The organism is Mesorhizobium sp. M0159 (genome assembly GCF_040322295.1).
Lineage (GTDB): Bacteria > Pseudomonadota > Alphaproteobacteria > Rhizobiales > Rhizobiaceae > Mesorhizobium.
On sequence record NZ_JAMYTF010000007.1, the window covers coordinates 59,851 to 86,375 of the forward strand.

The window sequence follows — 26,525 nt, forward strand, 5'->3', positions numbered from 1 at the left end:
CAAAAGGCCCGCGTCCCTGATGGAGGACGCGGGCCCGATTTTCGGCGGCATGCCCTAGGCAGGTATCAAGACGGCGATGCGGTGGATGCCGACCACCTTGCTGGTGTTGGCTGCCTCGTCGGTCTTGCCCTTGGAGCAGGTGTACACGTCACCTTCCTTGAGCTTGAATTCCTTGTCCGCCTTCTTGATCGTGAATTCACCGGCAGCAATGGTGCAGACCATGTCGTTGTCCATCACCATTTGAGGGGCGGCTGCTCCGGGCTGAAAGACTATATCGACAATTGAGATGCTCTTGTAAGCGGGGATATCGGAATTGCCGGTGCCGACCTCGACCAATCTGACGCCGGGGGCTATCTCCTTGCCTTCCTTCGGGCCGTATTTCTTGACCTTTGCAGCAGCCGCCAGCGTGAACAAAGGCGTTACCGCTGCCGCCGTCACGCCGAGCGCGATTGCAGACCTGCGATTTATGGTTTTCATCGCATCCTCCCATTTTATGTTTGGCCACGCACCAATGCGCATGACCACAATATATTAACACATATGCAGATAATTGCAGCACGGCGTTTCGGAGCTTCCGGGAGCGAACCGCCTCCCGGTCGAATGCGACCGAATAGCAAACAATTCCATGCTATGCTGACGAGCCATCAAACGGACGGCGGGGGATAGCAATGTTGGAAACGGACAAGGTATTCGCCGGCTCAATTCCGGAAAACTACGACCGCTATATGGTGCCGTTGATTTTCGAGCCGTTCGCCGCAGATCTTGCACGACGGGCAGCGTCCTTGTCGCCAAGCGCCGTTTTGGAAACCGCCGCGGGCACCGGGGTTGTCACCCGCGCATTGGCGCCAAAACTGTCCGCCGATGCAAGCTATGTCGTAACCGACCTCAACCAGCCGATGCTCGACTACGCCGCTTCGCGGCAAGCTCCCGACGATCGCATCAAATGGCGTCAGGCGGATGCTCTGGCGCTACCGTTTGAAAATGCGGCCTTCGATCTCGTTTGTTGTCAGTTCGGCGCGATGTTCTTTCCCAACCGCTCATCTGCCTATCGCGAAGCCCGGCGAGTCCTGAAGCCCGGAGGACATTTTCTATTCAGCGTATGGGATCGCATCGAAGAGAATGTATTTGCGGACGATGTGACGAATGCCCTGGCGAGGATTTTTCCGAACGATCCGCCGCGCTTTCTGGCACGCACGCCGCATGGCTACCACGATACGGCACTGATCCGTAGCGAGCTGGAGGACGCAGGTTTTTCCGGTGTGGTGATCGAGACGAGAGCCGAACAAAGCCGTGCCTCCTCGCCGCGCCTTCCGGCCGTTGCTTATTGCCAGGGCACTCTCCTTCGCAATGAAATCGAGGCCAGAGAGGCGGGAAAACTGGACGCTGCAACCGACTACGCCGCAGCCGCGATTGCAGACAGGCATGGCAGCGGCGAAGTTGCTGCCAAAATCCAGGCTCACATAGTGGTGGCTGTGGCCTAGGTGTTGGATATCCCGCTCCGGCACTTGGCGACATTCAGCTGCTGTGCGGCAAACATCTTGCCGCTATCCCGAATTCTCAGACGTTAACGTTCATTCGCCCGAGTGGCAGGTCGACAAGTGCCAGGTCGATAATCGCCGGTTTGACCGAACGCCGGGGCTTGATGGCGGCGGCTGCCGGCCGCGAGATTCTGGTCGGCCCGGCTTCACTTTCGCAGCCATGGCCGACTCCGCCCAGCAAGGTCTAGTCATTTCGCTTTCTTGACTCGGCCGACAAAAACGGGCAGCAAAGTCATCATTGGAGGGCAGTTTTGCCAACTATGCAGGTTTTGGAGGGCGTTTTTCGGTGTGACCGTCGCCCAATCGGCGGTCGGTAGAGGGATTGGTTAACCAACTTTGTCCATCTTTTGAATCAATCGGCAACAGACGCAAAGCGTGCTGGGGGCACCAGGCGAACTGTGAATGTCACGGCTGCGAAATCCGCTAGCCGGCATCGGCCGATTGAGAGTGGTTGAATGGCGTTTGTAAGTGCGAAAACCCGGGGTGACAGTCCTGCAACTGGATTGACTTCGATGAGGCCCGGCCTACGCTGGGTCGCGGTTCCGGCCGTCGGCGCAGCCATTGCTTTATGGTCGGTGGCGACTTTGGCCGGCCTTTATTCAGTGGGAACCTCGCTCAGCGCCGCTTCCAACGGTCTCCCGCAAAGCCTGCTCGCGCCGCGCACCATCGCGCTTGCCGATCCTCGCCGCAGCCTTGCAAAGGCGCAGGCCCCGACATGGGCCGCGGCCAACGCGGCGCTGTCGGCCAAGCTGCTGCAGCACGGGTGCGATGCCAACTGCCTGCGGTCGGCGTCGAACTTCGTCCACCAGGGAAAATCGGCCCGCCTCAAGCGCAACACCGTGCCGCTTGTCGCCGATGCGTCGCGGCAATCGAGCTTCGACGACGTGGTCGCCAAGGCCGCGCTGTCGCCGCAAAAGCTTGCCGCCGCCTTTGCCCGTGCCTCAGCCCGCTCTCCCGTCATGCTCGCCAGCCTGCCGGCCCACGCCCGGTTCGCCGAGCCGGTACGCATACCCGACCCGAACGGCCCGGCACCGGTGCGCTTCGGGCCGGAGGTGGCGGAGATCGAACGCTCGTCGCGCCTGGCGCTGGCGCTGGCGAATACATTGCCGGAGCAGATGATCGATGTGCTCCCGGCAGCCATCGCGGCAAGCGAGCCCGCGGCTTCGCAAGAGCCGCAAGAACCTGAGGTCCAGCTAGCCTCGCTGCCGCCGCAAGACGACATGCCCGACAGCATTCCGCTGCCGACGCTGCGTCCGCGGGCGGACATCGATAAGCCGGCCGAGGCGCCGCGGGCTCAAGCGTCAAGAGATCAGGCGCCAAAAGACCAGGCGCCAAGGGCCCAGGCGCAAAAGGATCAAGCATCGAAAACGGAGCCGCCCAAGGCGCAGACCTCTAGGACCGCCAGGGCGAGCAAGGTGCAGACGGCCGACGCTCCGCCGGCCGAGACGCTACCCGGCAGCCTGTCGCCTCGCAATTCGTCACAAGCGGCAGTGCCGGCCGTGTCGGGCAAGCCGGGCAAACGGTCGAAGACGCAGGGCGGCGACATGCTGGCCTATGCCAAGCCCGACATGCCTTCCGGCGGTCTCGGCGGAGCCTTCAGGAACCTGTTCACCACGCCCAACATGGGTACTGGCGTCGCCGTCTACGACATCTCGGCCAAGACCGTCTATATGCCCGACGGCTCGCGGCTGGAGGCACATTCGGGACTGGGCGCGATGGTCGACCAGCCACGCTACGTCCACAAGAAGAATGTCGGCCCGACGCCGCCGGATACCTACAATCTGACGATGCGGGAATCGCGCTTTCACGGTGTCGAGGCGATCCGTCTGACGCCGGCCAGCGGCAGCAACAAATATGGCCGCGACGGCCTGCTCGCCCACACCTACATGCTGCGCGGCGGGCGCGCCGAATCCAATGGCTGCGTCGTCTTCAAGGACTATGCCCGCTTCCTCGCCGCCTACAAGAAGGGCAAGATCAAGCGGCTTGTAGTCGTGCCGCGGCTGTCGAAGCCGCTGACACGCGTCGCCCAAGAGGGGCGAGGCGCTTAGATTGCTCGCGGCGGCGGAGAATGAAAGCCGCTCTGTAGCGTTCCTTCGCGCCCCCCTCTGTCCTGCCGGACATCTCCCCCACGAGGGGGGAGATCGGACTTCGCGTTTGTCTGCTGCCATCCTGCAACGTTGGCGATTGGCGAAATCGCCGATGACAGCCATCTCCCCACAAGTGGGGGAGATGTCCGGCAGGACAGAGGGGCCGCTGTCCAGGGCGCTGTCCCGCCGGCATCGCTGGTTTTGCCGCGTGGACTTTCCCGCCCGCTTTCCAACAGATTGTCAGCAGCCGGCCGCGAAACGGTTTTCATTCCCGGCCGAGGATATTATGACTGACCCGTAGGGGCGGCTCCAGCTTCAAACAATCACGAGGACATCATGACAATACGCGCTGTCGTCTGGGGCGAGAATATTCATGAGCGGACCAACGAGGTGGTCGCGGGCATCTATCCCGAGGGCATGCATGCGACGATCGCCAATGCACTGAAGCTCGACCCGGAGATATCAGTGTCGTGGGCGACGCTGGAGCAGCCGGAGCATGGGCTGCCGGCCGACCGTCTGGCCGAGACCGATGTCTTGCTGTGGTGGGGGCACAAGGACCATGGCGCCGTCGCCGACGAAGTGGTCGAGCGCGTGACGCGCCGCGTCTGGGAAGGCATGGGGCTGATCGTTCTCCATTCCGGCCACTTCTCGAAAATCTTCAAGAAGCTGATGGGCACGCCCTGCACGCTGAAATGGCGCGAGGCGGGCGAGCGCGAACGGCTTTGGGTGACCAGCCCCAACCACCCGATCGCTGCCGGGATCGGCGAGTATTTCGAGCTCGAGAACGAGGAGATGTATGGCGAGCAGTTCGCCGTGCCGGAGCCGCTCGAGACCGTCTTCATCTCGTGGTTCCAGGGCGGCGAAGTGTTCCGGTCGGGGCTGACCTATCGCCGCGGCGCCGGCAACATCTTCTATTTCAGGCCCGGCCACGAGACCTATCCGACCTATCACGACGCCAACGTCCACAAGGTGCTGCGCAATGCGGTGAGATGGGCGCACAACCCCCAAGGCTCCAATCCAGCCATCCTCGATGCGCCGAACGTGCCGGTGGAAAAGGCACTTGAGCCGATCGTCGAGCGCGGCGGAAAACTTCATTCCGCCGGCGAAGCCGGCTTTCGCTAGACCAAATCCATGATCGAACAAGAAGATAAAGCCCTGTCCTAAGGATAAGAATCATGCGCCTCTTGATACTCGGCACCGGTTGGATGGCGGAGGAGCACGCCAGGCAGTTCGGCAAGATCGAGGGCGTCGAACTGATCGGCGCCGTCGATCTCGACCGTACGCGTGTCGACAAGTTTTCGGACATCTACGGTATCCCCAACCGGTTCGCGTCGCTGGACGAGGCGCTGGCGTGGGGCAAGTTCGACGCGGTGGCGAACGTGACGCCCGATCGCATCCACCATCCGACCACCATGATGCTGATCGCGGCGGGCAAGCCGGTGCTGTGCGAGAAACCGCTGGCCGAAAATTACCAGAAAGCCAGTGAGATGGCCGCTGCCGCCGAGCGGGCCGGCATCATCAACATGGTCAACCTGACCTATCGCAACGTCGCGCCGCTGCAGAGGGCGCGCGCCATGGTGCTGGCCGGCGAGATCGGCACCGTCAGGCATGTCGAGGCGTCCTATCTGCAGAGCTGGCTGATATCCAAATTCTGGGGCGACTGGCGCACCGATCCGAAATGGCTGTGGCGGCTGTCGCGCGGCCACGGCTCCAACGGCGTGCTGGGCGACGTCGGCATCCACATCCTCGATTTCGCCAGCTATGGCGCGGCGCTCGACATCGACCATGTGTTCTGCCGGCTGAGATCCTTCGACAAGGCGCCCGGCAACCGCATCGGCGAATACGAGCTCGACGCCAACGACAGCTTCACTATGGCGCTCGATTTCAGCAATGGCGCTTTCGGCGTCGTCCATGCCAGCCGCTGGGCAACCGGCCATTTGAACGAACTCCGCCTGCGCATCTACGGCGACAAGGGCGGCATCGAAGTCGTGCACAATCTGACCGGCTCGGAGCTGAAAGCCTGCATCGGCAAGGATGTCGAGAACGCCAAATGGCAAGTTCTGGGCGCCGGAACGGTGCAGACCAACTACCAGCGCTTCGTCGATGCCGTGCGCAGCGGTGTCCAGGCCGAACCGTCGTTCCGGCATGCTGCCGAATTGCAGAAGGTCCTGGACCTCGCCGTCGTCTCGGATGAGAAGCGGGCCGAATTGAGCACCGATACGCAGCGATATCGTTCAGGGAATCGTGAGAGGAGCCAGCCATGATCACGCGGCGCGCCGAATGTTCCTGCGCTCAGCTGTCAGCCACCTGCTCGGGCGAGCCGGTACGCGTCTCGTCTGCCATTGCCTGGCCTGCAAGCGACGCACCGGCAGCGCGTTCAGCTTCAACACGTGGTTTGAGGAAGGTGACGTTTTTGTCCAGGGCCGCTCGGCGGAGTTCACGCGCATTGGCGACGAGGGCGGCCGCGTCATCTACAGCTTCTGCCCGGATTGCGGCACCACCGTCCACTACCGGATCGACACCCAGCCCGGTCTGACCGCCACCCCGGTGGGCGCTTTCGCGGACCCTGCGTTCCCGCCGCCCTTCCTGTCCTTCTACCACGAGAGCCGGCGCTGCCAGTGGGTCGAGGTCCGAACCGAACCTTTGGCGACGTTCGGCTGAAGCCGCCGGCCACAGCCGGCTGACGTTTTAGGTCAAAACCCAATCATTCTGAACGACCGAGTTCGACCCGGTCCGACCGTACAAGGCATTTCAGGCGACGAAGTCGATCCATCACCGTGCGTGGCTCGATCGCGCCAAAACAAGGCATTGTGCGTCGGCTGAGCACGCTCCATCACACTTGCGCTCAACGGGGCACGACAAGTGCCGACGGTCCAATTGATCGCTGATAGTTACTACGTGCTGGCCATGCTAGAATTCAGCGTCCCCGACGCGGTTAAAATCGGGGAATTGCGACCGGTTGACGGCGCGGGAGGTCGACGGACAAACCACGAACAGACCACAGGGAGGAAGCAATGTTTCGGACACCAGTTCATCTTGCATTCTTGACAGCGTCGATTGTTGCCCTGCCATCTTACGCGGCCATGGCCGATGACACACAGATCGCGCGCGGCGAATATCTGGTTACGATTGCCGGCTGCAGCGACTGTCACACATCCGGTTACTTCTTCGGGAAGCCCGACATGTCGCACTTCCTTGGCGGTTCAGATGTGGGCTTCGAGATTCCTGGCCTTGGTGTCTTTGTCGGCCGTAATATCACGCCTGACAAGGAGACCGGTATCGGAAGCTGGACCCCGGAGCAGATCGTCACCGCGATCCAGACCGGCGAACGGCCGGACGGCCGCATCCTGGCGCCGATCATGCCTTGGCGCGATTTTGCGCATCTCACCGCGGATGACGCCATGGCGATCGTGGCATTCCTCCAAAGTGTGAAGCCGGTCAGCCACCAGGTTCCCGGCCCGTTCAAACCCGGGGAAGCGGTGTCGACCTTCATGATGCGGATTATGCCGCCGGGGGAAACCGCAGCCGCTGCAACGAAGTAGGGCGGCTTTGATCGGAACGAGATTTTTCGCCGAATTTTTCGCCGAATAATGTGTGAATGTCCGCCTTGGAGGTGGTGAGGCCGATATCGGAACGGCAGAAATGGGTCGATCGAGCCGTTGCGCGAGGGGAGCTTTGAGAAGCGCCATGAATGTCGCGATATTGGCGCTACCTACTCGTTCCCGTCGACGAGACGAATGGCAGCATTCCACCACCGTTCCCGGTCCTCGGCGGCGGACGCGATGAACGGCTCGATTGAGCCCGAAACGAACTTCTGTCACGTTGGTAACCTGGCGCCACCTCCTCAGCAAGATATGTGCTATTCTGAGGCTATGCCCGCGCCCTCCGACCGATCACCCGACAAGTCGCCGGAAGACGGTGCAGTTGCATCGGATCCGTATGCGGAGCTAGCCAATCGCGGCGATTGGTCCAGGCTTCACCGCGAACTGTCAGACAGAGACCGCTGCAGTGAACTTGGCGGCGCCGAGCTCCAGCGCCTCGGGGAAGCCGCCTACATGCTTGGGCGCGAGGAGGAATTCGTTCGGGACTACGAAAGGGCCTTCGAAGAGCATCTCCGGAACGGACGCGAACGATCCGCAGCGCGTTGCGGCTTCTGGATCGGGCTCACCCTGATGTTTCGCGGTGAATTCGCCCAAGGCAGCGGATGGCTGACGCGCGCCAACCGGCTGGTCGAGGATCATACGCAGGAATGTGCAGAACACGGTTACCTTCAGCTCCCAATGGTCGAACAAAGCCTCGCCGCCGACAGTCCGGACGAAGCATTCGCGCACGCAACACGTGCCGCGGAGATCGGACAGCGCTGCGAAGATCCGGACCTCTTGGCTATCGCGCGCCACCTTCAGGGGCGGATATTGATCCTGCGCGGCGACTATGTGCGCGGTTTCGAACTGCTGGACGAGGTGATGGTTTCGGTCACCTCGGGCCGGCTCTCACCAATCGTCACCGGGCTGGTCTACTGCAGCGTGATCGAGATCTGTCAGAAATTTCATGCCACGGGCCGGGCGAGGGAATGGACATCGGCGCTGGTCGGATGGTGCGCGGGACAGCCCGACATCGTTGCCTTCACCGGCAGATGCCTGATCCACCGGGCCGAAATCCTGATCCTCGACGGCCACTGGGACGAGGCCGGCCGCGAGGCCGGTGTCGCCAGCATCCGCCTTCAGCAGGGGCCCTCGAAGCACCACGCCGGTCCGGCATTCTACCAGAAGGGCGAGGTATTTCGCCTCCGCGGCCAATGGGACGAGGCCGATGCCGCCTATCGCGCAGCGAGCAGGCTCGGGTTCGATCCGCAGCCGGGGCTGGCGCTTATGCGATTTCAGCAGGGGCACGAGCAGCCGGCCCTTTCGGCGATCCGCCGCGCACTGCAGTCCGTCGACGACATGCCGGGCAAACTCCGCCTCTTGCCGGCTGCGGTGGAAATCACTCTCGCTATCGGTTCGGCCGATGACGCTTGGGAGCTGTGCGAAACACTGCACGACTGCGCGCGCCAATATTCCGCGGATGCAGTCCGCGCCGCAGCCGCTGAGGCTACCGCGCGGGTGCTGATCCATGCTGGTCGAGCCGCGGAGGCATTGGCCCATATCCGGCGCGCGGTAGCGATCCTCTGGGAGCTTCGGGCGCCCTATCATCTTGCCCGGATGCGGGTGCTGACAGCGCGGGCCTGTCTCGCAACCGGCGATACTGAAGCGGCGCGGACCGAACTGGACGAAGCGATAAGACTTTTCCGCGAGCTCGGCGCGCGCCCCGACGAAGCCGTTGCCGGCAAGCTGCGGGTCACTATGACGGCGACAGGCAGCGAAGTTCTCACCCCCAGACAGACGCAGGTTCTGCGCCTGATCGCGTCAGGCCTGACCAACCCGGAAGTTGCCGGCGAGCTCGGTCTGAGCCAGCGGACGGTAGACCGTCACGTTAGCGATATCCTGACGCGGCTGAACGTGCGCACGCGCGCGGCAGCCACGGCCTATGCGGTCGAGCACGCCCTGATCGGCATGGACGTGTTTGGGTAATCCTACCCAAGCCAAAATTTCTCGTTGCGTGGGTACTTACGCCGAAGCGGGCAACCGTGGCGCGGGTCTAAACCTCATGGGGTGGTAAAGGCCACAGGAGGTTTCCCCGATGCCAACGAATAATAACAGCATGAGCGGGCCGGGCGGTGTCTGGCTCGCCACCGGAACGCTACTGCTGGCGGCTGCGCTCGTCTTCCACGGGCCACCGGACGCGGATTTGTCTGTTCAGATGCAGAATATCGCCGAGGGCCATGGGCGATGGGCTACGGTCCATTGGACGGCGGCAGCGGCGCTGTTCCTGATCGCCGGCGCTTCGTTCCTGAACCTGGCGCTCAACCCCCGGGTCCGGCATTCGCCGATGCTGAGTTCTGCCTGGATGGTGATGGCTCTCGGCGCCCTGACCACGTTCTCCACCGCAGTCGCCGAGGCATCGGTGGTCGCGGTCGCGGCCGACCGGGGTGACACCAACGCCTTCATGACCTGGTGGGCGTTTTCCGGCGGCATGGGTAACGGAGTCTGGGCGCTCGCCCTGGCGACAGCGCTTGTCGCGTATCACGACGCCCGCGATGACGTCGGGATACTGCCCCGATGGGCCGCGATCGTCGGCTCGGCGTTCGGTATCCTTTCGGCAACCGGGTGGACACTCGGTGAGCAGCTCGGGATCGGCATCGGAGGTCCGATCTGGCTGATTTCCTCGCTTCTCATGTGCCTGTGGCTCGCGTGGTACGGGCTGTCCTCAAGGAGCGTCCGGTCGGGCAAGCCACAGCACAAAGCGCCTGATCCAGCATCATCTTAGGACAGGAGGAAAAAATGTCCCTTCAAACGAAGGAAATCGAAGCGACGATCCACGACATCCACGAATTCTTCACCGACTGGGTGACGGGCCGATGTCGTGGCGACGATGCGACGTTCAAGAAGAACGCGCTCGACCGGATCAGCGAAGATCTGGTCGCCATCATGCCAGGCGGCAGGGCGTTCGGGAAAAAAGACTTCGCAGGTTACATGAAGAGCATCTACGGATCGAATCCGGCCTTCCGTATCAAGATACGCGACATCCGGATCAGCCATCAAAGCGCCGACCTGGCGGTCGTGAACTACCACGAATGGCAACGCGACGCGAAGGACTCCGATCAACCGAACAATGGCCGGGTCACGACGGTGGTGGTCCGCGATCGCGGCTACAGCCGGGGGCCCGAGATCTTGCAAGTTCATGAAACCTGGCTCCCAGCCGATGTCGTTCAGTCCGCGGATTTCGCGTTCTGAGAAGCGTCGGTCCGAAACGGGCAAAGAGAGGAATTGCGCTGGCGGGACCATCGGCTCTGCCGGCGCCATCGAGCCGGAACTGTGCTTCTTTCAGCCCGTCGGCTGGGTCGAGATCAGCGCCGACCCTCTGGCGACGTTTGGCTGAAGACGCCGGCCACGGCCGGCTGACGTTTTAGGTCAAAACCCAATCATTCTGAACGACCGAGTTGAACCCTCTGCAGACCTCTCGGCATGCTGTGTAAACCACGTCCGTTAGTTGATATTGAGGGCCAGGGACTCGGCCGCTATATTGAAAGCGTGATGCGCTTTCTCTAATTCGCAAGTTGCTTCTTCCGCCTGCCTGCTCGCTATTAACAATATTCTTGTCCGATTTTTTCGTTTGGGAGGCCGGCATGTCAGGATTGTAATCAATCAATTAGAGCGCCTAAAGACGGCGAAAGGGGAAGAGCTTTTGACTGCGGATCGGTTAGAGGATGGAAAGATTGCTAACGTAGCTCCACCGCCTATCCCGAGTGACAAGCGCATTAAGATTGAGCGTGGCGACAGAGCTGTGACCAAGGTCACGGTGCGCGAGTCCTAAGGTCGATTTCCACTCATCTCGGTCGCAGCCGGCAGTCAGCTAATTGAGTTGTTAGCCCTAATGCCGCAGGATCTTGCTCAGGAAGGCGCGGCTGCGGTCGGTCTTCGGGTTGGAGAAGAACTCGTCCGGGGTGCCGCTCTCGACAATGGCGCCGGCGTCCATGAACACAACGCGCTGGGCGACCTTGCGGGCAAAGCCCATTTCGTGCGTCACCACCATCATGGTCATGCCTTCCTCGGCCACCGCGACCATGACGTCGAGCACTTCGGAGATCATCTCGGGATCGAGGGCCGAGGTCGGCTCGTCGAACAGCATGATCTTGGGGCGCATGCCGAGGCAGCGGGCGATCGCCACGCGCTGCTGCTGGCCACCAGACAGCTGCGCCGGATAGGCGTTCACCTTGTCGGCGAGGCCGACCTTGGCGAGCAATTCGCGCCCGGCCTTCTCGGCTTCAGCGCGCGGGATCTTGCGGACATGGATCGGCGCCAGGGTGACGTTCTCGAGCGCCGTCTTGTGCGGGTAGAGGTTGAACGACTGGAAGACGAAGCCGATCTCGGTGCGCAGCCGCGTCATGTTGGTGGCGGGGTCGCCGAGGCGCTGGCCGTCGACCGTCAGGTCGCCGTCGCGGATCGTCTCCAGCCCATTGATGCAGCGGATCAAGGTGCTCTTGCCCGAGCCGCTCGGGCCGCAGACGACGACCACTTCGCGAGGCTCGACGCTCAGCGTGATATCCCTGAGCACGTTGAGCTGGCCGAACCATTTGTTGACGCCGCGAAATTCGATCATGCCGGTGCCATTTTTGCTGGGGTTCGACATCACAATTGCACCTCGCCATGCGCCGCGCCGATACGTTGCTCCAGCCGGCGGGCCAGCATGATCAGGGGGTAGCAGACGATGAAGTAACCGAGCCCGACGAGGAAGAAGACCAGCAGCCCATTGGGTACACGCTGCACCACCAGCCAGCCGACGCGGGTGAGGTCGGTGAGGCCGATGGCCGAGACGACCGAGGAATCCTTGATCAGCAGCACATATTGCCCGACCAGCGGCGGCAGCACGATGCGCATCGCCTGCGGCAGCACCACCTGGCGCATGCGCTGCCAGCGCGACAGGCCGGACGCAAGTGCTGCCTCGACCTGGCCGGTCGGCACCGAGCGGATGCCGGCGACGACGATCTCGCAGATGAAGCAGGCGGCCAGGTTGGTCAGCGCGATGATGCCGGCGGTGAAGGCGTCGAGCTCGATGCCGAGTTCCGGCAGGATGAAGAAGATCAGGAAGATCTGCACCAGGAACGGCGTGCCGCGGATCAGGTCGACCCAGGCACCGATCGCGCCGCTGATCAGCCGGTTGCCGCCGGTGCGCAGGATGCCGAGGCCGAAGCCGAGCAGCGTGCCCAGCACCAGGCTGATCAGCGACAGCACCACGGTCATGCCGAGGCCGCGCAGCGCCAGGGGATAGCTGCCGGCGACGCTTTGCAGCTGCTGCCAGATCATGTCCGTGCCCCCGCCAGGCCGAGCCAGCGCCCGGAGAGCGCCGCCAGACCCTTCAGCCCGTAATAGAGCAGCAGGTAGAAGGCGGCGATGGTGATGAAACCCTCGGCCGGCATGAAGCGGTCGGAGGCGAGCAATTGTCCGGCGCGCGTCAATTCGGCGACCGAGATCAGCGACAGTAGGGCGGAATCCTTGACCAGCACGATCGCCTGGCCGAGCAGCGGCGGGATCGTCACCTTGAACGCCTGCGGCAGGATGACGAGGCGCATGCGCTGGACATAGGTCATGCCCGAAGCGACGCCGGCCTCCACCTGGCCGCGCGGGATCGACAGGATGCCGGCGCGGATGATCTCGGCGACGTAGGCGCCGCTGTTCAGCGACAGGGCTAAGATGCCGACGACGAGCTCGGGCAGGACGAAGCCGAGCCGCGGCAGGCCGAAATAGAGGAAATAAAGCTGCGCCAGCAGCGGCGTGGCGCGCACCGCGTCGATATAGGCCTTGGCCGGGACGCGGAACAGCCGGCCGCGCTGCAGGTTCATGGCGGCGAGCACGATGCCGACGGCGAGTGCGCCGGCAAAGGAGAGGACAGACAGCCACACGGTCGTGACGAGGCCCTGCCCGAACAGGGGCAGATATTCGACGATGGTGCGGAAGCTGAAGTTTTCGAGCATGGTGGGGCGGGGTTCCTCTAGCGGACAAGCGACTTCGGACGGTTTCGTGAACGCGCGCGAAACCGCCCGAAATCTATTGCCGCTTAGTGATCCTTCTTCCAGGCGTCGGAATTGACCCAGTAATCGAGGTTCTTCTGCAGGCGGCCGTCGAGGCTGACCTGGTCGAGGAACAGGTTCATCCAGACCAGCAGGTCCTGCTCGTCATAGCGCGTGGCGAAGGCCAGCGGCTCCTTCGACAGCATGTCCGGCATGATGATGAAGCTGCCGGCCGGGTAAGCGGTTGACTGGCCCTTGACCGCCGAGACGTCGTTGACGCCGCAATCGGCCTGGCCGTTGTTGACGGCGTCGAGCAACAGCGGGCCGCCGCCCTTGTAGCTCTTGATATCGGCATCGGGGAAGGCGGCCTTGGCTTCCTTCTCGCCGGTGGCGCCGAGCAGCACCGCGATCTTGGTGCCCTTGGCCTTGCAGTCCTCGGTGGACTTGAAGGCGGTCCCAGCCTTGGTGAAGACTGTGCTGCCCGTGTACATGTAAGGCTTGGTGAAGGCGACCTTCATGCCACGCGCCAGTGTCGGGGTCATGTCGGCGACCAGAAGATCGGCCTTGCCCGACAGCAGCGCCGGGATCAGGCCGTCCCAGTCGAAGTCGAGGAAGGTGATCTTGACGCCCATTTCCTTGGCCATCAGTTCGGCGAGTTCGACCGAACTGCCGGTGCGTTCGCCGGCAGCACCCACCAGCGAGAAGGGCGGGCCTTGCGTCTGCACGGCGACACGCAACTCACCGCGCTTGGTGATCTCGTCGAGCGTTCCCGCACTGGCGGCAGCGGTAAGGCCAGCGAGCGCAAGGCCGGCGATGAAAAGCTTGGCAATCTTCATTTGGGCATTCCTCCTTGTTGTCGTTTGTTGTTCCACTTGTTGTTTCACCCCTTTGATTTCCGTTGGGGGGCGCTTTTGAGCGGCGGCGCCGTTGCCGGCGGCAACCACCGTTCGAAAATCTTCAATCCCAGCTCACCGTTTCGGCGACATTGATGCCACGCCTGGCGAGCTCATCGAGGAAGCGGCCATCCGGCACATGCAGCAGCGGGTTGAGCAGGCCGGGCGTGGCGATCTCGCGCCGTGCCAGCATCTGCGCCACGATGCTGGCGGGATAGCCGACGCCAAGGCTCATGCCGAACAGGCCGGAGGCGAGGTCGCGTTCGATGACCAGCTCCGAGGTCACCGTCTTGCGGCGGCCGCCTTCGCTGCCGACAAAGACGTTGCGCATGACGCAAAGGTCCTTTTCGTCGGCGCCATATTGCAGTTGCGGGCCAAGCAGCCGGCCGAGGAATTCGCGTGGGCTGGCACCGGTGCTTTGCACCTTGTCCTCGGACAGGAAGCCGAGCTGCTTCAGCGGCGCCCAGAACGCCGACCAGCCGGGCCAGCGAAGCGAATAGCGGCCGGAGCGCTGCAGCCCCTTGGCGGCGGCGAGCATGCCGGCATAATGCGGCGCGTCGCCATTGGGGAAGGCTTCGAGCCTGCCCAGTCCCGCCACCTCGATCTCGTGGATGAAACGATTGTCGTGCTGGCGGGCGGCCGGCACATCGACCCGTTTGCCGTCCTCGACCAGCACGCTGTCGCGGTTCTGGCTGACCAGAACCATGTCGAAATTCCAGCTCACCTTGTAGCGCAGCGGCTCGACCACCGCCTTCGGCTCGGGAATGCCGCCGCAGTAGGAATCGATCGCGGTGATGGTGTCGAACTGGCTGGCGGCGCGCGCGTAGAGCACCAGGTCGATGCCGGGGTCGAGCCCGCATTCGGTCACGATCGACACGCCGGCCTTTTCGGCCTCGGGAGCGAGATCGGCGATGGCCTTGCCGTAATTGGTGGTGACCAGCGGCGTGCGCGTCGCGATCGCCGCCTGCACCGCGTCGCGCATCAGCGGCTGCGGCAACAGGTCGATGACCGCACCGACGTCCTTCATCACCTCGGCCAGCGCCGGACCGATCGCGCCCTCCGGCACTACAAAACGCACGCGGGCAAGGTCGGTCAGGCCGCCGAGCCGCGCAGCGCCGCCGGTTGCAGTGTCGACGCAGACCACTTGCTCGACGCCGTCGCTGGCAACGAGGTCGGCGATAGCCGCCCGGCCTTGCAGGCCGAGCCCGCCGAGAACCGCGATCTTCATGCCATTTCCTTCCGCGTCTCGTCCGACCAGCAACCTTCCGGCAGGCTGACCCATTTGTTGCAGGACGCCATGACGACGAAAGTCTCGCTGCGCACGACCTCGCCCGGCTCGCCGGCGCCGGGGATCAGCTCGCTGGTGACGCGGTAGAGATCGGCGACATCGCCGGCCACGGTCACGTCGACGATGATGTCGAAGCGCCCGGTGACGACGGTGGCCGAGTTCACGAAAGGCAATTCGGAGATGCGCTGCGCCAGTTCCCGGGCCCGGCCGCGCCCTTGCGCGTTGATGCCGACGATGGCCGAGATCAGTTCGGGGCGCTCGGTCAGGTTGAGCAGCCCAACGATCTTGAGCAGGTTGCGGTCGAGCAGGTTGCGCAGCCGCATGCGCACCGTCGGCACCGAGATCGCCATCTTCTCAGCAAGGCGGTTGACGCCAAGCTGCGCGTCCTGCGACAGCAGCTTGACCAGTCGCCGGTCGGTCTGATCGAGATGTTCCCGCAAACGCTCAGGCTTTCATAAAAGGAAAGAAACGATTGGATTTTCTTTCAGATATGAAAATACCTTATGAGAGATTTTTAACAACGGCAAGAGCCATGTCATCCGCCATGGCTCTGTGCCTGTCGGCAATTTTCGTCGAGTGCGCCACATTTTGTTCTTGCTTTGTGCCGGCAGCTATGCTATTAATTTGGATATGGTGCCAATTTGGCTCCAACGACCCGTCCTCCCGAGGCGGGTTTTTGTTTCCGGATCTTTTGAAGGTTCAGCGCCGCCGGTCTAAGATTGGCGGGACAGCGTGGTTCCGCGGGGCGCAGCCGCAACTCATGCCTTCACGTGACGGGCGGAAAGGCTCATCCGCGAAATGGCCAAAATCGGCTTTTCAACAAAACTGTAGCTGGCCAGGGAGACGGCAATGCAGGCGGTGACAATAACCATGCCAGCAAGCCATGGTGATATGCTGACGCTTGCAACGACAGGAGCGGTCGCAAGCAGCACGATAGGATGCGTCAGATAGAGAGAGTAGGAGGCATCGCCCAACCTTGCCAGCAGGCGAGGAGCAAAAAGCCGGAAGTAGCTTTCCAGGCTGATGCAACCGGCGACAAGGATCAAGGCCGGGATTCCCTGAGCAAGGGTTCGCGGCAAGTTGAAGCCAAGTACCATCACCAGCATGGACACGATGGCGAACACGAGCGCCGAGACACCCAGGACGGTCGGCAAACGCGCCAGTCTGCCGACCAGGTGGCCGAGCGCCATGCCGGCAAGGAACTCAAACAGGATTGGCGTGGTATAGAAAAACAGCACAGTGTCGGCGGCGGGTTTGAAGACGATGCGCGCCGCTACGGCGATTGCAAAGACAACGCCGACCATGGCCATTTGCGTCAGCGTGCCGAAACGCATAGTCGCTGCGAACAGAATGTAAAACAGGATTTCCAGATTGAGCGTCCAACCCACGCCAAGCACCGGTTGGACATAGCCTGTGACCGTATCGAGATAGGCTATGAAAAGCAGGCTATTGGTGATCTGCTCAAGAAACACTGCACGACCGGCAAACAACCAAAGTGCGGCGACCATAAGGAAGGTCATAACCCAATAGAACGGAACGACGCGCGTGAAGCGCTGCATCAAAAAAGCACGGTGGTCGGCGCGTCTGTTCTCTGTCGAGAGAACCATTACAAAACCACTAATGACGAAAAACAGGTCGACGCCGCTGTTTAGAACGGGAATACGCAGATCGAGCATGCCCAGCGCGGCCGGAAGATGATAGATAACAACCATGAGAGCTGCCAGCCCCCGCAGTACCTGTATCGATGTATACTGTTGAATCCGACGCGGCGCAGCGTGATCATTCTGTGGAATGATGTTCATCAAAAAATGGTCCCCGGTGCAGGAGAGCATTAACATACGTGATCGTTGATGTGCCGATTAATTGTTGGTTTAATTAACACGTGAAGGTTTAGATAAGTTTTATTGATATAGCGTGCCGCCACACTTATGCTCGGCCGACTTTGGCCTGCCTCGTTGCCAAACTTGGCATCTCCCCAGTGAAGAGGAGATTGGCCGTTCCCGCGCTAACGGCTGGACTCGAAGATAGCGACGGCTGCCGCTGTCAGCGCAGCGTTACCGGGTGATACTGTTCCATCAGGAAGCTCCTTGCCGTCTTCCAGTCCGACGCGCGTCGACCAACGGCGTTCCGGCGCCTGGTGCACGAAAGGCCAGACCGTGGCGTCGGCGCCGTGCAGCAGGATTGCCCGGCGCATTCCGGCGCCGTCGAGCACGGCGGCGATATCGTCGCTGATCTCAAGCGCAGCGTCCGGCTCCTGCTCGGAGATTTCGATCAGGATGCGCAGCACGCGGTTGCCATGGTCGAGGCTCACCAGGCGTTCGGCGTCGGCAACGGAGGCGAGCCCGGCCTCGATGCCAATGCCGCGCTGGCGCAGACGGTCCATGACTGCCGGTGCTGCATTCTCGCTGAGATTGACCGAGGCATAGTCGGGCAGCTCGCTCCAGCCGGCGATCGCAACCAGCGTCCGCTGGTCGTCGTTCTCGATCCAGGCACCCGTCGACACGCCAATCAGCGTCCCCGGGCAGGCGCGGCGGAGCGCCAGCACCGTCCGATCCATCGCCGCCGGAGCCAGGCTTTCCCGACCGTCCAGCCCGCGGGCATGAACATGCAGTTCGGCGGCGCCGGCAGCGATGCAGGCCGCGCCGTCACGCGCCATGGCCTCCGCCGTCAGCGGCAGTTGCGGGTGGAAATCGGCGCTGCGCGCGCCATTGATGCAGGTCTGGACGATCATGCCAGGGGCAGTCCGGTTGCGGTTGCTGCCAGTCTAGCGCGGGCCAGTGAAAACCGGAATCGCGCTGGCGAAGGCTCCTGACATATGGACGCGGCACAGCCTGAATCAGTCTGGCAGAATGCACCTGTATTGTGTTGTTCGGCATAGTCTTCTTAGCAAACGAACATCCGTCGGGCAGAGTTACGGCGAAACACCCAACTCGCGTAACGCAGCGTTGGCGGCACGGTATTCGATAAAAATCTTTGGACAATGGCTGACGGTATGCCTTGCTCTGTCGCATCCTCGATCATGCGCGTGCAGGCGGCGATCCGCGTGCTTGCCTCGACCTCGTCATCGCTGACGCAGTCGTTGCTGGCGGCCAGCGCCGGAAGCCCCGTGACAAGCAGGAGGATGAGACCAGCCAGCGTGCGCCAGAAAAACCTGTGCCGTTCTCGAACCGGTCCGGTCAAGTCGCTCCTCGGGTCATCAAAAAGTCTTGGAAATTGTCTTCACGGAACCGCGCCCAACTCGTGCAGAGCGGCCTTGGCCGCAACGTATTCGTAATAGTCCCCAGGGCAATCGCTGGCAGCGACCCGGTAGAGCCGCAAGGCTTCGTCGTCATGGCGTTGCAGCCGATCGAGTTCAGCGATGAACAGGTTCGCCTCGCACAAATTGCCACGCTTCTTGGCCGGGTCGGCGTCGTCGGCTGCCGCCGATACCTCGGCCGGCGTCAATTCTCCAAGCAGCATGCGAACCGCTGGCGCCGGCCATTTGGTCATATCGAGCTTTTCAGTCGCTTCCTGCAAGTGGCCCACCGCACCATTGCGCCGCTCGGTCATCTCCAGCCAGATCGCAAAATAGGCATTGTCGGGCTTGAGCGTGGCCGCCTGTCCGAAATCGGCTTGCGCCTTGGCCAGCGCGCTCGAATAGAAGGCGAGAATGCCGCGGCCAAAATAGGCATAGGCATATTTCGGATCGAGGCTGATTGCCTGATCGTAGTCGGCGGTCGCGCGGGCGTAGTCGCCCTTTGCCGACCAGACAACGCCCCGGCCATTGTAAGCACGGGCGTCTTTCGGATCGAGGCTGATCGCCTTGTCGTAGTCGGCAATGGCGCGGTCATCATGGCCCTTCTTGTGCCAGATACGGCCTCGGTACCTGAAGGCTTTCGCATGTACTGGATCGAGCATGATCGCCTGGCTATAGTCGGCAATGGCGCGGTCATCGTCGCCCTTGTGTGCCCAGGCATTGCCTCTGTTGTCGTAGGCAGTTGGGTCTTTAGGATCGAGCGTGATTGCCTGGCTGAAGTCGGCAATGGCGCCATCATAGTCGCCCTTGTCAGACCAGACGAGGCCCCGGTTGTACCAGGCATCAACGTTTTTTGGATCGAGGCTGATTGCCTGGGTGTAGTCGGCGACAGCGTGGTCGTCGTCACCCTTCTTCTTCCAGGCAATGCCACGGTTGTTGTAAGCCGTGGCATCCTGGGAATCGAGGCCGATCGCTTGGTCATAATCCGCGATAGCGCGGTCGTAATCGCCCTTGTGTTTCCAGGCAACGCCTCGATTGTTGTAAGCACTAGCGTCCTGAGGATTGAGGCCGATCGCTTGGTCATAATCGGCGATGGCACGGTCATAGTCGCCCTTGTGCGACCAAGCCAGGCCTCTGTTGTAGTAGGTGCTGGCGTCTTTCAGACCCAGGCCGATTGCCTGATCGTAGTCGGCAAGGGCGCGATCATTATCGCCCTTGCGTGCCCAGGCGATGCCACGATCTCCATACGTGTCGGCATGTTTCGGGTCGAGGTCGATCGCCCGATCATAGTCTGCAATGGCGCGGTCATAGTCGCCCTTGTGTACCCAGACAGCACCACGATTGCTGTAGGGTCTGGCGTCTTTCGCATCCAGACTGATCGCCTGTTCATAGTCGGCGATGGCTCGGTCGTATTCGCCCTTTTGTTTCCAGGCAACACCACGGTTATTGTAGGCACCCGCATTTTTAGGATCGAGGCTGATTGCCTGGTCGTAGTCGGTGATGGCACGATCGTAGTCGCCCTTGTCTGCCCAGGCGTTGCCCCGGTTGCTGTGGGCGTCGGAATGCTTCGGATCGAGGCTGATGGCCTGATCATAGTCTGCAATGGCGCGGTCGTAGTCGCCCTTGTGCTCCCAGGCGACACCTCGGCTGTTGTACGGCTCCGGGTTTGTCGGGTCGAGGCTGATCACCTGGCCAAAATCGGCGATGGCGCGATCATTTTCGCCCACTTCGACCATTGTGGTGCCTCTGGCATAGTAAGCACCGGCGAATTTCGAATCGAGGTCGATCGCCTGGCCCAAATCGGCAATCGCACGGTCGTAGTCGCCTTGTGATGCCCGTGCCTCGCCGCGCTTGTAGTAGGCAGTCGCGCGGTTGGCCACAGGCTCTGTCGCATCCTCGATCATGCGCGTGCAGGCGGCGATCCGCGTACTTGCCTCGACCTCGTCGTCGCCGACGCAGTCGCTGCTGGCGGACAAGGCCGGGAGTATCGAGACCAGCATGACGACGAGGCAAACGAGGAATTGCCGGGGGACTGCCCTGTCCCTTTGTCGAACCCGTCCGATCAAATCGCCCCCCCATCGCGGCAAGCCCCGCTGCATTGTATTCAACGAAATCCCCGAGACAATCGCTAACGAGTTCACCCGGCAAGAAACGGGTGGTCCGCGCGCGCCGTTTCACCCATCTCAATGACACGGAAGCCACAGGAGGCGAAGCCATGACCATCCTTTCGATAGGCGCGAAAGCGGCGGTGAAATCGGCGGAGGTGCGCGTTGCCGGATATGACTGGCGGACGCTGGCCGATGAGCTGAGCGGCTATGGCTGCGCGGTGATGGAAAAGCTGCTGACGCCGCAGGAGTGCCGGAATATCGCCGGGCTCTATCCGGACGAGAGCCATTTCCGCAGCCATGTGCACATGGCGCGGCATGGTTTCGGCAAGGGCGAGTACCGCTATTTCCGCTATCCCTTGCCCGACTTGATCGGCGGCTTGCGCACCGCGCTCTATCCGCGCCTGGCCGCGGTCGCCAATGACTGGAACGAGCGCATGGGTATCGCGCAGCGCTACCCCGACGAACACGCCGCGTTCCTCAGGCAATGCCACGAGCAGGGCCAGACGCGGCCGACGCCGCTCCTGCTGCAATATGTTCCCGGCGACTTCAACTGCCTGCACCAGGATCTCTACGGCGATCTTGCCTTCCCGCTGCAGGTGGCGATCCTGTTGTCGGAACCAGGTAAGGATTTCACCGGCGGCGAGTTCGTGCTGACCGAGCAGCGTCCGCGCATGCAGAGCCGCGCCGAGGTGGTGCCGCTGCGCCAGGGCGATGCGGTCGCTTTCGCGGTCCACAATCGACCGGTCCAGGGCAGCAAGGGCAATTACCGCGTCAATCTCAGGCACGGCGTCAGCCGGCTTCGCTCCGGCATGCGCCACACTGTCGGCATCATCTTCCACGACGCCAAATAGCCGAGCCGCTCGGTCGAGGCCCGGCGGCGATTACCGGGAAAAATCGCTGCGCACGATGCCGTGGCGCTGGAGCTTGTCGTAGAAGGTCTTGCGCGGAATCCCCAACGCTTCGATCGTGCGCCTGACGTCGCCGTCGTTGCTGCCAAGCGTCTCGCGGATGATGTCGGCCTCGTAGCGCTCCAGCCGCTCCGGCAGCTTCATGGCGGCGTTCGATTCGGTCAGGGCAGGGGGTTGTGCTTCGGCGCCTTCCTCCAACCCAAGCACGAACCGCTCGGCGAAATGCGCCAGTTCGCGCACATTGCCCGGCCAGTCATGGTCGCTCAGATGGCGATGCACCGAAGCCGGCATTGCCGGCACCTGGCGGTGGAAACGGGCGGCGGCGCGCTCGGCGAAATAGAAGAACAGCAGGGCGACATCGTCGCGGCGCTCGCGCAGCGGCGGGATCGAGATCGTCACCACGTTGAGCCGGTAGTAGAGGTCCTCGCGGAAGGCGCCGCGCTGGCGCGGATCGCCGAGATCGACCTTGGCGGCGGCGACGACGCGCAGATCCACCGGCCGCACCTCGTTGGTGCCGAGCGGCGTGACCTCGCGCATCTCCAGCACGCGCAGCATCTGCACCTGTGTCGAGACCGGCATGCTTTCGATCTCGTCGAGGAACAGCGTGCCGCCGCTGGCGTGCTCGATGCGGCCGATCCGTTTCTTCTGCGCGCCGGTGAAGGCGCCGGCCTCATGGCCGAACAATTCGCTTTCGATGACGGTCTCCGGCAGCGTGCCGCAATTCAGCGCAACGAAGTTGCCCTTGGCGCGGCGGCTCCAGCGATGCAGAAGGCTTGCCACCACCTCCTTACCGGAGCCGGTCTCGCCGGTCACCAGCACATCGACGTCGGTGTCGGCGATCTGGCGCAGTGTACGCCGCAGCCTGTCCATCGCCGGCGTCTGGCCGATCAGCGGCAGGCCGTCCTGCGCCTCTCCGGCCGCCTCGCGCAAGGCGCGGTTCTCCATCACCAGGCGGCGCTTTTCCGCTGCGCGGCGCACGCTCTGTACCAGCCGGTCGGCGGCGAAGGGCTTTGTGATGAAGTCGTAGGCGCCGTCCTTGATCGCCTTGACGGCCATGGCGATGTCGCCGTGGCCGGTGACGAGGATGACGGGAATGTCGGCATCCAGCCGCAGAATGCGATTGAAAAGCTGCAAGCCGTCGATCTGAGGCATGCGGATATCGGACACCACGACGCCGACAAAACCGGCGTCGAGCCTGGCCAGCGCCTCGGCCGCCACCGCAAAGGCCGAGACCGAGAAGCCGGCAAGCTCCAGCGTCTGCGTGGTGGCCTTGAGGAGATCGCGGTCGTCGTCGATCAGGATCACCGGCGCGGCATTGTCGTTCGTCATGATGGCTTACGCTGCTGTCTGGAGATGAATGGTGAAGCGGGTGCCGCTGTCGTCGCTCGAAACTTCGATGCGGCCGCCATAATCGGCGACAATGTCCTTCGAGATGACGAGGCCAAGGCCAAGGCCTTTTTCCTTGGAGGTGTTGAACGGCGTGAACAGCGATTTGAGGATCGCGGGTGGAATGCCCGGTCCGTTATCGGACACGCCGACCGTCACGCCGTCCGCGGTCTCCTCGACCGACACCTGCACATGAGCGTCGTCGCGGCCGTCGAGTGCTTCGAGCGCGTTCTGGAAGAGGTTGATCAGCACCTGTTCGAGCCGCACCCGATTGCCCATGACCTTGAGGCTCGGCGGCGGCAGGTCGATGGCCAATGCGTCGAGCCGGCCGGCAAAGCGGCTTCTCAACAGCATGACGGCGCCTTCGATAACACCACGTAATTCGACAGGCTCGGCGGCGGTGCGGCCCTTGCGGGCAAATGCCTTCAACTCCTCGGTGATTGAGCCGATGCGTTCGGTAAGGGCTGCGATAGCGCCGAGGTTTTCCTCGGCCGGCCCGGTCTGCTTGCGGTCGAGGAAGGTGCGGGCATTGTCGGCATAGGCGCGTATGGTGGCGACCGGCTGGTTGATCTCATGGGCGACACCGGCCGCGACCTGGCCGAGGATGGCGAGGCGGTTGGCCTGGACCAGATCCTGCTGCACGATTTGGAGCTTGGCTTCCGTGCTGCGGTGGCCTGTTATCTCGGCCTGCAACCGGTCGCGGGCGCGGCTCAAATCCTCGGTCCGTTCGACGACGCGGCGTTCGAGTTCGGTGCGGGCCGCCTGTTCGGCGGCAATCTGCATCTGCGCCGACTGCCGGCGCCACAACAGATACGCGGCAAGGCCGAGCAGCGGGACGACGACGCCGAGCGCAAGAAGCCGCATTTCGCGGACGGCAGCGGCGATCGGCGCTTCGACCGGGACAAGATAGTCGAGCCGCCAGGGGGTCGAAGGAACCGTCGTGGAAAGGCTGAGATACTCCGCGTCGCTGCCGCCGGGCGTCACCGCGTGGACGATCGACACATCCGGGCTGAGCGCCCGCGGGTGCGTGATCGGCAACGGCACAAGCGGCGCGTCGCCGAACTGTTGGCTGTCGCGGATCGCGGCTTGCTTGGGTGCGGCCAGCGGTGCGGTTGTCATGAAGCGCCAGGACGGCACGCTGGTGATCAGCACGACGCCGTTCTCGTCGCTGACATAGGCCGGGCGGTTGGCCTCGCGCCAGTCGGCTTCGAGCTGGTCGAACTCCATCTTGACGACGACGACGCCGAGCGGTGCGGCGGCATCGCCGACGCGCCGCGAAATGTAGAGGCCGGGACGCTTGCTGACATTGCCGAGCGCAAAATACTCGGCGGTTCCGGCCTGCATCGCGCCGGAGAAATAATCGCGGAAACGGTAGTCGTTGCCGACGAAGCTGATCGGCTCGCGCCAGTTGCTGGAGGCGATCGCCAGTCCATCGGTGCCGATGACATAGAGTACCGACGCCTTGGTGCCCGAGACCAGCCCCTCGAGCTTGCGGTTCAGCACATCGATTGCCGCGGCATTTTTCTGCGTCAGCGCGTCACGCACTTGCTGGTCTGCGGACAAAAGCAGGGGCAGGGCACGCGGGCTTTCGAGCACGGCGCGCAGCAGCGCGACCTTCAGATTGGCGTCGGTACGCCCCTGCGCCGCCAGGGTCTCGACCTCGGCGGTGCGGCCGTAGAGGCCGGCGCCGTAGAGCGCTGCGGTGACGATCAGCAGGGCGACGGCCGCAAACAGCAGCCAGGCTCGGCGCGCCCGCCTGGCGAGTTGCTCGGGCGTCGAAGACAAGGCACCGGCGGGGCGTTGCAGCATCGCCCATTTGTGCATGAACTCGCACAAAACACAATTCGACCTATGCGGAGAGTCGCACTTGACCATGCGTCCGGCAGTGCGGACGTTTGCGAATGCTCAATAAAATCAATGCTGAAGCACTCTTCTGCGTATCTGGCACGGCTGTTGCAGACACGAATTCAGCAGTCGCGAGGCTGCTGGTCTCAAAACAACTGCCCCGGGGAGTCGAGCTTTCGATCGGGGCGCCATGGAGGACGTCATGCAGACAGCAATCGCTGCCGCCGAGCCGCGCGGCAAACTTCCCTTATACCGGCATCTTTATGTGCAGGTGCTGGCGGCGATCGCCGCCGGTGTGCTGCTCGGCCATTTCTATCCCGAAACCGGCGAGGCGATGAAGCCGTTCGGCGACGCCTTCATCAAGCTGGTCAAGATGGTGATCGCGCCGGTGATCTTCCTGACGGTGGCGACCGGTATCGCCGGCGTTTCCGACCTGCAGAAGGTCGGCCGCGTCGCCGGCAAGGCGATGATCTATTTCCTGGTGTTCTCGACGCTGGCGCTTGTCGTCGGCCTGGTCGTCTCCAATGTCGTCCAGCCCGGCGCCGGCATGCACATCAATCCGGCCACGCTCGATACCACCAAGGTGACGGCCTATGCCGAGAAGGCGCACGACACAACCATCGTCGGCTTCCTGATGAACATCATCCCTGACACCATCACCGGCGCCTTCGCGCAGGGCGACATTTTGCAGGTGCTGTTCTTCTCGGTGCTGTTCGGCGTCGCCCTGGCACTGGTCGGCGATCGCGGCCGTCCCGTCGTCGATTTCCTGCAGGCGCTGACCACGCCGATCTTCCGCCTCGTCGCCATCCTGATGAAGGCCGCACCGATCGGCGCGTTTGGCGCCATGGCCTTCACGATCGGCAAATACGGCATCGGCTCGATCGCCAATCTCGCCATGCTGATCGGCACATTCTACCTGACCGCGCTGCTGTTCGTGCTGGTGGTGCTCGGCGCGGTTGCCCGCTACAACGGCTTCTCGATCCTGGCGCTGATCCGCTACATCAAGGAAGAGCTGCTGCTGGTGCTCGGCACCTCGTCCTCGGAAGCGGCATTGCCGGGCCTCATGGCCAAGATGGAGCGCGCCGGCTGCAACCGCTCGGTGGTCGGCCTGGTCATCCCGACCGGCTATTCCTTCAACCTCGACGGCACCAACATCTATATGACGCTTGCCGCGCTGTTCATCGCGCAGGCGACCGACACGCCGCTCACCTATGGCGACCAGATCCTGCTGCTCGCCGTCGCCATGCTGAGCTCCAAGGGTGCCGCCGGCATCACCGGCGCCGGCTTCATCACCCTGGCGGCAACGCTTTCAGTCGTCCCCACCGTGCCGGTCGCCGGCATGGCGCTGATCCTCGGTGTCGACCGCTTCATGTCGGAATGCCGAGCGCTGACCAACTTCATCGGCAACGCGGTGGCGACAGTGGTGGTGGCGCGCTGGGAGGGAGAACTCGACCAGACGAAGTTTGCCGCCGCTATGGCCGGTGACTTGCCGGAGGAAGTCGACCTGTCGCAGCCGGGTTTGCAGGCCGCCTGACTGTTTAGGCCACACGACTATAAGGCCCGGAGGCGGTTCGCCGGCTCCGGGGCAAAAGCGCCGGCGGTCGCAGTATGCCGCCTGAGACGCAACCTGAAG

Annotated in this window: 25 protein-coding genes; 11 read left to right on the forward strand and 14 right to left on the reverse strand. The window is 62.8% G+C overall.

Annotation, left to right across the window (positions count from 1 at the left end; translation table 11 throughout):
• Window positions 1-54 precede the first annotated feature (54 nt).
• A complete protein-coding gene (locus NKJ32_RS09645; protein WP_031211929.1) occupies window positions 55-477 on the reverse strand; it encodes a cupin domain-containing protein in 423 nt (140 codons plus the stop codon).
• A 191-nt stretch (window positions 478-668) separates the two neighbouring features.
• Between NKJ32_RS09645 and NKJ32_RS09650 the strand changes: the two genes are divergently transcribed.
• The 6 genes from NKJ32_RS09650 to NKJ32_RS09675 all read left to right on the forward strand — a co-directional run bounded on the left by NKJ32_RS09650 (window position 669) and on the right by NKJ32_RS09675 (window position 7,167).
• The gene (locus NKJ32_RS09650; RefSeq protein WP_352569094.1) at window positions 669-1,481 is read left to right on the forward strand and encodes a class I SAM-dependent methyltransferase; all 813 of its coding nucleotides are present in this window, start codon (window positions 669-671) and stop codon (window positions 1,479-1,481) included.
• A gap of 569 nt (window positions 1,482-2,050) precedes the next feature.
• Window positions 2,051-3,586, forward strand: a complete 1,536-nt coding sequence (locus NKJ32_RS09655; RefSeq protein ID WP_023677239.1) for a DUF2778 domain-containing protein — start codon at window positions 2,051-2,053, stop codon at window positions 3,584-3,586.
• Window positions 3,587-3,961: 375 nt separating this feature from the next.
• The gene (locus NKJ32_RS09660) at window positions 3,962-4,747 is read left to right on the forward strand and encodes a ThuA domain-containing protein (RefSeq protein ID WP_352455411.1); all 786 of its coding nucleotides are present in this window, start codon (window positions 3,962-3,964) and stop codon (window positions 4,745-4,747) included.
• A gap of 53 nt (window positions 4,748-4,800) precedes the next feature.
• Window positions 4,801-5,889 (forward strand): Gfo/Idh/MocA family protein, encoded by a 1,089-nt coding sequence (locus NKJ32_RS09665; protein ID WP_023677242.1) that lies wholly within the window; start codon window positions 4,801-4,803, stop codon window positions 5,887-5,889.
• Between the two features lie 16 nt (window positions 5,890-5,905).
• Window positions 5,906-6,286 carry a GFA family protein gene (locus NKJ32_RS09670; RefSeq protein ID WP_023677243.1) on the forward strand — a complete coding sequence of 127 codons (381 nt, stop codon included), beginning with the start codon at window positions 5,906-5,908 and terminating at the stop codon, window positions 6,284-6,286.
• A 353-nt stretch (window positions 6,287-6,639) separates the two neighbouring features.
• The gene (locus NKJ32_RS09675; RefSeq protein WP_502901102.1) at window positions 6,640-7,167 is read left to right on the forward strand and encodes a c-type cytochrome; all 528 of its coding nucleotides are present in this window, start codon (window positions 6,640-6,642) and stop codon (window positions 7,165-7,167) included.
• Between the two features lie 447 nt (window positions 7,168-7,614).
• Here NKJ32_RS09675 and NKJ32_RS09680 read toward each other — a convergent pair whose 3' ends face one another.
• Window positions 7,615-7,917: a hypothetical protein gene (locus NKJ32_RS09680; protein ID WP_198023562.1), complete on the reverse strand. Its 303-nt coding sequence runs from the start codon at window positions 7,915-7,917 to the stop codon at window positions 7,615-7,617.
• On the opposite strand from NKJ32_RS09680, the gene NKJ32_RS09685 reads away from it, so the two are divergent.
• The 3 genes from NKJ32_RS09685 to NKJ32_RS09695 all read left to right on the forward strand — a co-directional run bounded on the left by NKJ32_RS09685 (window position 7,906) and on the right by NKJ32_RS09695 (window position 10,455).
• Window positions 7,906-9,192, forward strand: a complete 1,287-nt coding sequence (locus NKJ32_RS09685) for a LuxR C-terminal-related transcriptional regulator (protein ID WP_352635985.1) — start codon at window positions 7,906-7,908, stop codon at window positions 9,190-9,192. The genes NKJ32_RS09680 and NKJ32_RS09685 overlap by 12 nt on opposite strands.
• A 109-nt stretch (window positions 9,193-9,301) precedes the next feature.
• The gene (locus tag NKJ32_RS09690; protein WP_352826568.1) at window positions 9,302-9,988 is read left to right on the forward strand and encodes a hypothetical protein; all 687 of its coding nucleotides are present in this window, start codon (window positions 9,302-9,304) and stop codon (window positions 9,986-9,988) included.
• Between the two features lie 14 nt (window positions 9,989-10,002).
• Window positions 10,003-10,455, forward strand: a complete 453-nt coding sequence (locus tag NKJ32_RS09695) for a nuclear transport factor 2 family protein (RefSeq protein WP_352645544.1) — start codon at window positions 10,003-10,005, stop codon at window positions 10,453-10,455.
• A 637-nt stretch (window positions 10,456-11,092) separates the two neighbouring features.
• Here NKJ32_RS09695 and NKJ32_RS09700 read toward each other — a convergent pair.
• The 10 genes from NKJ32_RS09700 to NKJ32_RS09745 form a co-directional block, all read right to left on the reverse strand.
• The gene (locus NKJ32_RS09700; protein ID WP_352744094.1) at window positions 11,093-11,821 is read right to left on the reverse strand and encodes an amino acid ABC transporter ATP-binding protein; all 729 of its coding nucleotides are present in this window, start codon (window positions 11,819-11,821) and stop codon (window positions 11,093-11,095) included.
• Between the two features lie 29 nt (window positions 11,822-11,850).
• Window positions 11,851-12,525, reverse strand: a complete 675-nt coding sequence (locus NKJ32_RS09705) for an amino acid ABC transporter permease (protein WP_352587207.1) — start codon at window positions 12,523-12,525, stop codon at window positions 11,851-11,853.
• Window positions 12,522-13,193, reverse strand: coding sequence for an amino acid ABC transporter permease (locus tag NKJ32_RS09710; RefSeq protein ID WP_023720609.1), 672 nt, complete (start codon window positions 13,191-13,193; stop codon window positions 12,522-12,524). The genes NKJ32_RS09705 and NKJ32_RS09710 overlap by 4 nt, the downstream gene beginning before the upstream one ends.
• Window positions 13,194-13,276: 83 nt before the next feature.
• Window positions 13,277-14,065 carry an ABC transporter substrate-binding protein gene (locus tag NKJ32_RS09715; protein ID WP_352541231.1) on the reverse strand — a complete coding sequence of 263 codons (789 nt, stop codon included), beginning with the start codon at window positions 14,063-14,065 and terminating at the stop codon, window positions 13,277-13,279.
• A 121-nt stretch (window positions 14,066-14,186) separates the two neighbouring features.
• Window positions 14,187-15,350, reverse strand: coding sequence for a saccharopine dehydrogenase family protein (locus NKJ32_RS09720; RefSeq protein ID WP_352569106.1), 1,164 nt, complete (start codon window positions 15,348-15,350; stop codon window positions 14,187-14,189).
• The gene (locus NKJ32_RS09725) at window positions 15,347-15,850 is read right to left on the reverse strand and encodes an Lrp/AsnC family transcriptional regulator (protein ID WP_352569107.1); all 504 of its coding nucleotides are present in this window, start codon (window positions 15,848-15,850) and stop codon (window positions 15,347-15,349) included. Before NKJ32_RS09725 ends, NKJ32_RS09720 begins: the two co-directional genes overlap by 4 nt.
• Window positions 15,851-16,168: 318 nt before the next feature.
• Window positions 16,169-17,212 carry an acyltransferase family protein gene (locus tag NKJ32_RS09730; protein ID WP_352827446.1) on the reverse strand — a complete coding sequence of 348 codons (1,044 nt, stop codon included), beginning with the start codon at window positions 17,210-17,212 and terminating at the stop codon, window positions 16,169-16,171.
• A gap of 203 nt (window positions 17,213-17,415) precedes the next feature.
• Complete coding sequence (locus NKJ32_RS09735; RefSeq protein WP_352569109.1) at window positions 17,416-18,141, reverse strand: 3-keto-5-aminohexanoate cleavage protein; 726 nt, start codon at window positions 18,139-18,141, stop codon at window positions 17,416-17,418.
• Window positions 18,142-18,293: 152 nt separating this feature from the next.
• Complete coding sequence (locus tag NKJ32_RS09740) at window positions 18,294-18,590, reverse strand: hypothetical protein (protein ID WP_352569110.1); 297 nt, start codon at window positions 18,588-18,590, stop codon at window positions 18,294-18,296.
• 39 nt (window positions 18,591-18,629) lie between these two features.
• Window positions 18,630-20,621 (reverse strand): tetratricopeptide repeat protein, encoded by a 1,992-nt coding sequence (locus tag NKJ32_RS09745; RefSeq protein ID WP_352569111.1) that lies wholly within the window; start codon window positions 20,619-20,621, stop codon window positions 18,630-18,632.
• A 239-nt stretch (window positions 20,622-20,860) separates the two neighbouring features.
• On the opposite strand from NKJ32_RS09745, the gene NKJ32_RS09750 reads away from it, so the two are divergent.
• Entirely contained in the window at window positions 20,861-21,604 is a 744-nt protein-coding gene (locus NKJ32_RS09750) for a 2OG-Fe(II) oxygenase (protein WP_352569112.1), read from the forward strand.
• Window positions 21,605-21,634: 30 nt separating this feature from the next.
• On the opposite strand, the gene NKJ32_RS09755 is transcribed toward NKJ32_RS09750, so the two are convergent.
• Window positions 21,635-22,990, reverse strand: a complete 1,356-nt coding sequence (locus NKJ32_RS09755; RefSeq protein ID WP_352755607.1) for a sigma-54-dependent transcriptional regulator — start codon at window positions 22,988-22,990, stop codon at window positions 21,635-21,637.
• Between the two features lie 6 nt (window positions 22,991-22,996).
• Window positions 22,997-24,871 carry a sensor histidine kinase gene (locus NKJ32_RS09760; RefSeq protein WP_352827451.1) on the reverse strand — a complete coding sequence of 625 codons (1,875 nt, stop codon included), beginning with the start codon at window positions 24,869-24,871 and terminating at the stop codon, window positions 22,997-22,999.
• 223 nt (window positions 24,872-25,094) lie between these two features.
• Between NKJ32_RS09760 and NKJ32_RS09765 the strand changes: the two genes are divergently transcribed.
• Window positions 25,095-26,426: a dicarboxylate/amino acid:cation symporter gene (locus NKJ32_RS09765; RefSeq protein ID WP_352621394.1), complete on the forward strand. Its 1,332-nt coding sequence runs from the start codon at window positions 25,095-25,097 to the stop codon at window positions 26,424-26,426.
• The last annotated feature ends 99 nt before the right edge of the window (window positions 26,427-26,525 follow it).

What these genes read in the sequence shown, in the direction of transcription:
- NKJ32_RS09645 (WP_031211929.1), bottom strand. Translation starts at nt 477, where the DNA reads ATGAAAACCATAAATCGCAGGTCTGCAATCGCGCTCGGCGTGACGGCG.
- NKJ32_RS09650 (WP_352569094.1), top strand. Translation starts at nt 669, where the DNA reads ATGTTGGAAACGGACAAGGTATTCGCCGGCTCAATTCCGGAAAACTAC.
- NKJ32_RS09655 (WP_023677239.1), top strand. Translation starts at nt 2,051, where the DNA reads ATGAGGCCCGGCCTACGCTGGGTCGCGGTTCCGGCCGTCGGCGCAGCC.
- NKJ32_RS09660 (WP_352455411.1), top strand. Translation starts at nt 3,962, where the DNA reads ATGACAATACGCGCTGTCGTCTGGGGCGAGAATATTCATGAGCGGACC.
- NKJ32_RS09665 (WP_023677242.1), top strand. Translation starts at nt 4,801, where the DNA reads ATGCGCCTCTTGATACTCGGCACCGGTTGGATGGCGGAGGAGCACGCC.
- NKJ32_RS09670 (WP_023677243.1), top strand. Translation starts at nt 5,906, where the DNA reads ATGTTCCTGCGCTCAGCTGTCAGCCACCTGCTCGGGCGAGCCGGTACG.
- NKJ32_RS09675 (WP_502901102.1), top strand. Translation starts at nt 6,640, where the DNA reads ATGTTTCGGACACCAGTTCATCTTGCATTCTTGACAGCGTCGATTGTT.
- NKJ32_RS09685 (WP_352635985.1), top strand. Translation starts at nt 7,906, where the DNA reads ATGGTCGAACAAAGCCTCGCCGCCGACAGTCCGGACGAAGCATTCGCG.
- NKJ32_RS09690 (WP_352826568.1), top strand. Translation starts at nt 9,302, where the DNA reads ATGCCAACGAATAATAACAGCATGAGCGGGCCGGGCGGTGTCTGGCTC.
- NKJ32_RS09695 (WP_352645544.1), top strand. Translation starts at nt 10,003, where the DNA reads ATGTCCCTTCAAACGAAGGAAATCGAAGCGACGATCCACGACATCCAC.
- NKJ32_RS09700 (WP_352744094.1), bottom strand. Translation starts at nt 11,821, where the DNA reads ATGATCGAATTTCGCGGCGTCAACAAATGGTTCGGCCAGCTCAACGTG.
- NKJ32_RS09705 (WP_352587207.1), bottom strand. Translation starts at nt 12,525, where the DNA reads ATGATCTGGCAGCAGCTGCAAAGCGTCGCCGGCAGCTATCCCCTGGCG.
- NKJ32_RS09710 (WP_023720609.1), bottom strand. Translation starts at nt 13,193, where the DNA reads ATGCTCGAAAACTTCAGCTTCCGCACCATCGTCGAATATCTGCCCCTG.
- NKJ32_RS09715 (WP_352541231.1), bottom strand. Translation starts at nt 14,065, where the DNA reads ATGAAGATTGCCAAGCTTTTCATCGCCGGCCTTGCGCTCGCTGGCCTT.
- NKJ32_RS09720 (WP_352569106.1), bottom strand. Translation starts at nt 15,350, where the DNA reads ATGAAGATCGCGGTTCTCGGCGGGCTCGGCCTGCAAGGCCGGGCGGCT.
- NKJ32_RS09730 (WP_352827446.1), bottom strand. Translation starts at nt 17,212, where the DNA reads ATGAACATCATTCCACAGAATGATCACGCTGCGCCGCGTCGGATTCAA.
- NKJ32_RS09735 (WP_352569109.1), bottom strand. Translation starts at nt 18,141, where the DNA reads ATGATCGTCCAGACCTGCATCAATGGCGCGCGCAGCGCCGATTTCCAC.
- NKJ32_RS09750 (WP_352569112.1), top strand. Translation starts at nt 20,861, where the DNA reads ATGACCATCCTTTCGATAGGCGCGAAAGCGGCGGTGAAATCGGCGGAG.
- NKJ32_RS09755 (WP_352755607.1), bottom strand. Translation starts at nt 22,990, where the DNA reads ATGACGAACGACAATGCCGCGCCGGTGATCCTGATCGACGACGACCGC.
- NKJ32_RS09760 (WP_352827451.1), bottom strand. Translation starts at nt 24,871, where the DNA reads ATGCACAAATGGGCGATGCTGCAACGCCCCGCCGGTGCCTTGTCTTCG.
- NKJ32_RS09765 (WP_352621394.1), top strand. Translation starts at nt 25,095, where the DNA reads ATGCAGACAGCAATCGCTGCCGCCGAGCCGCGCGGCAAACTTCCCTTA.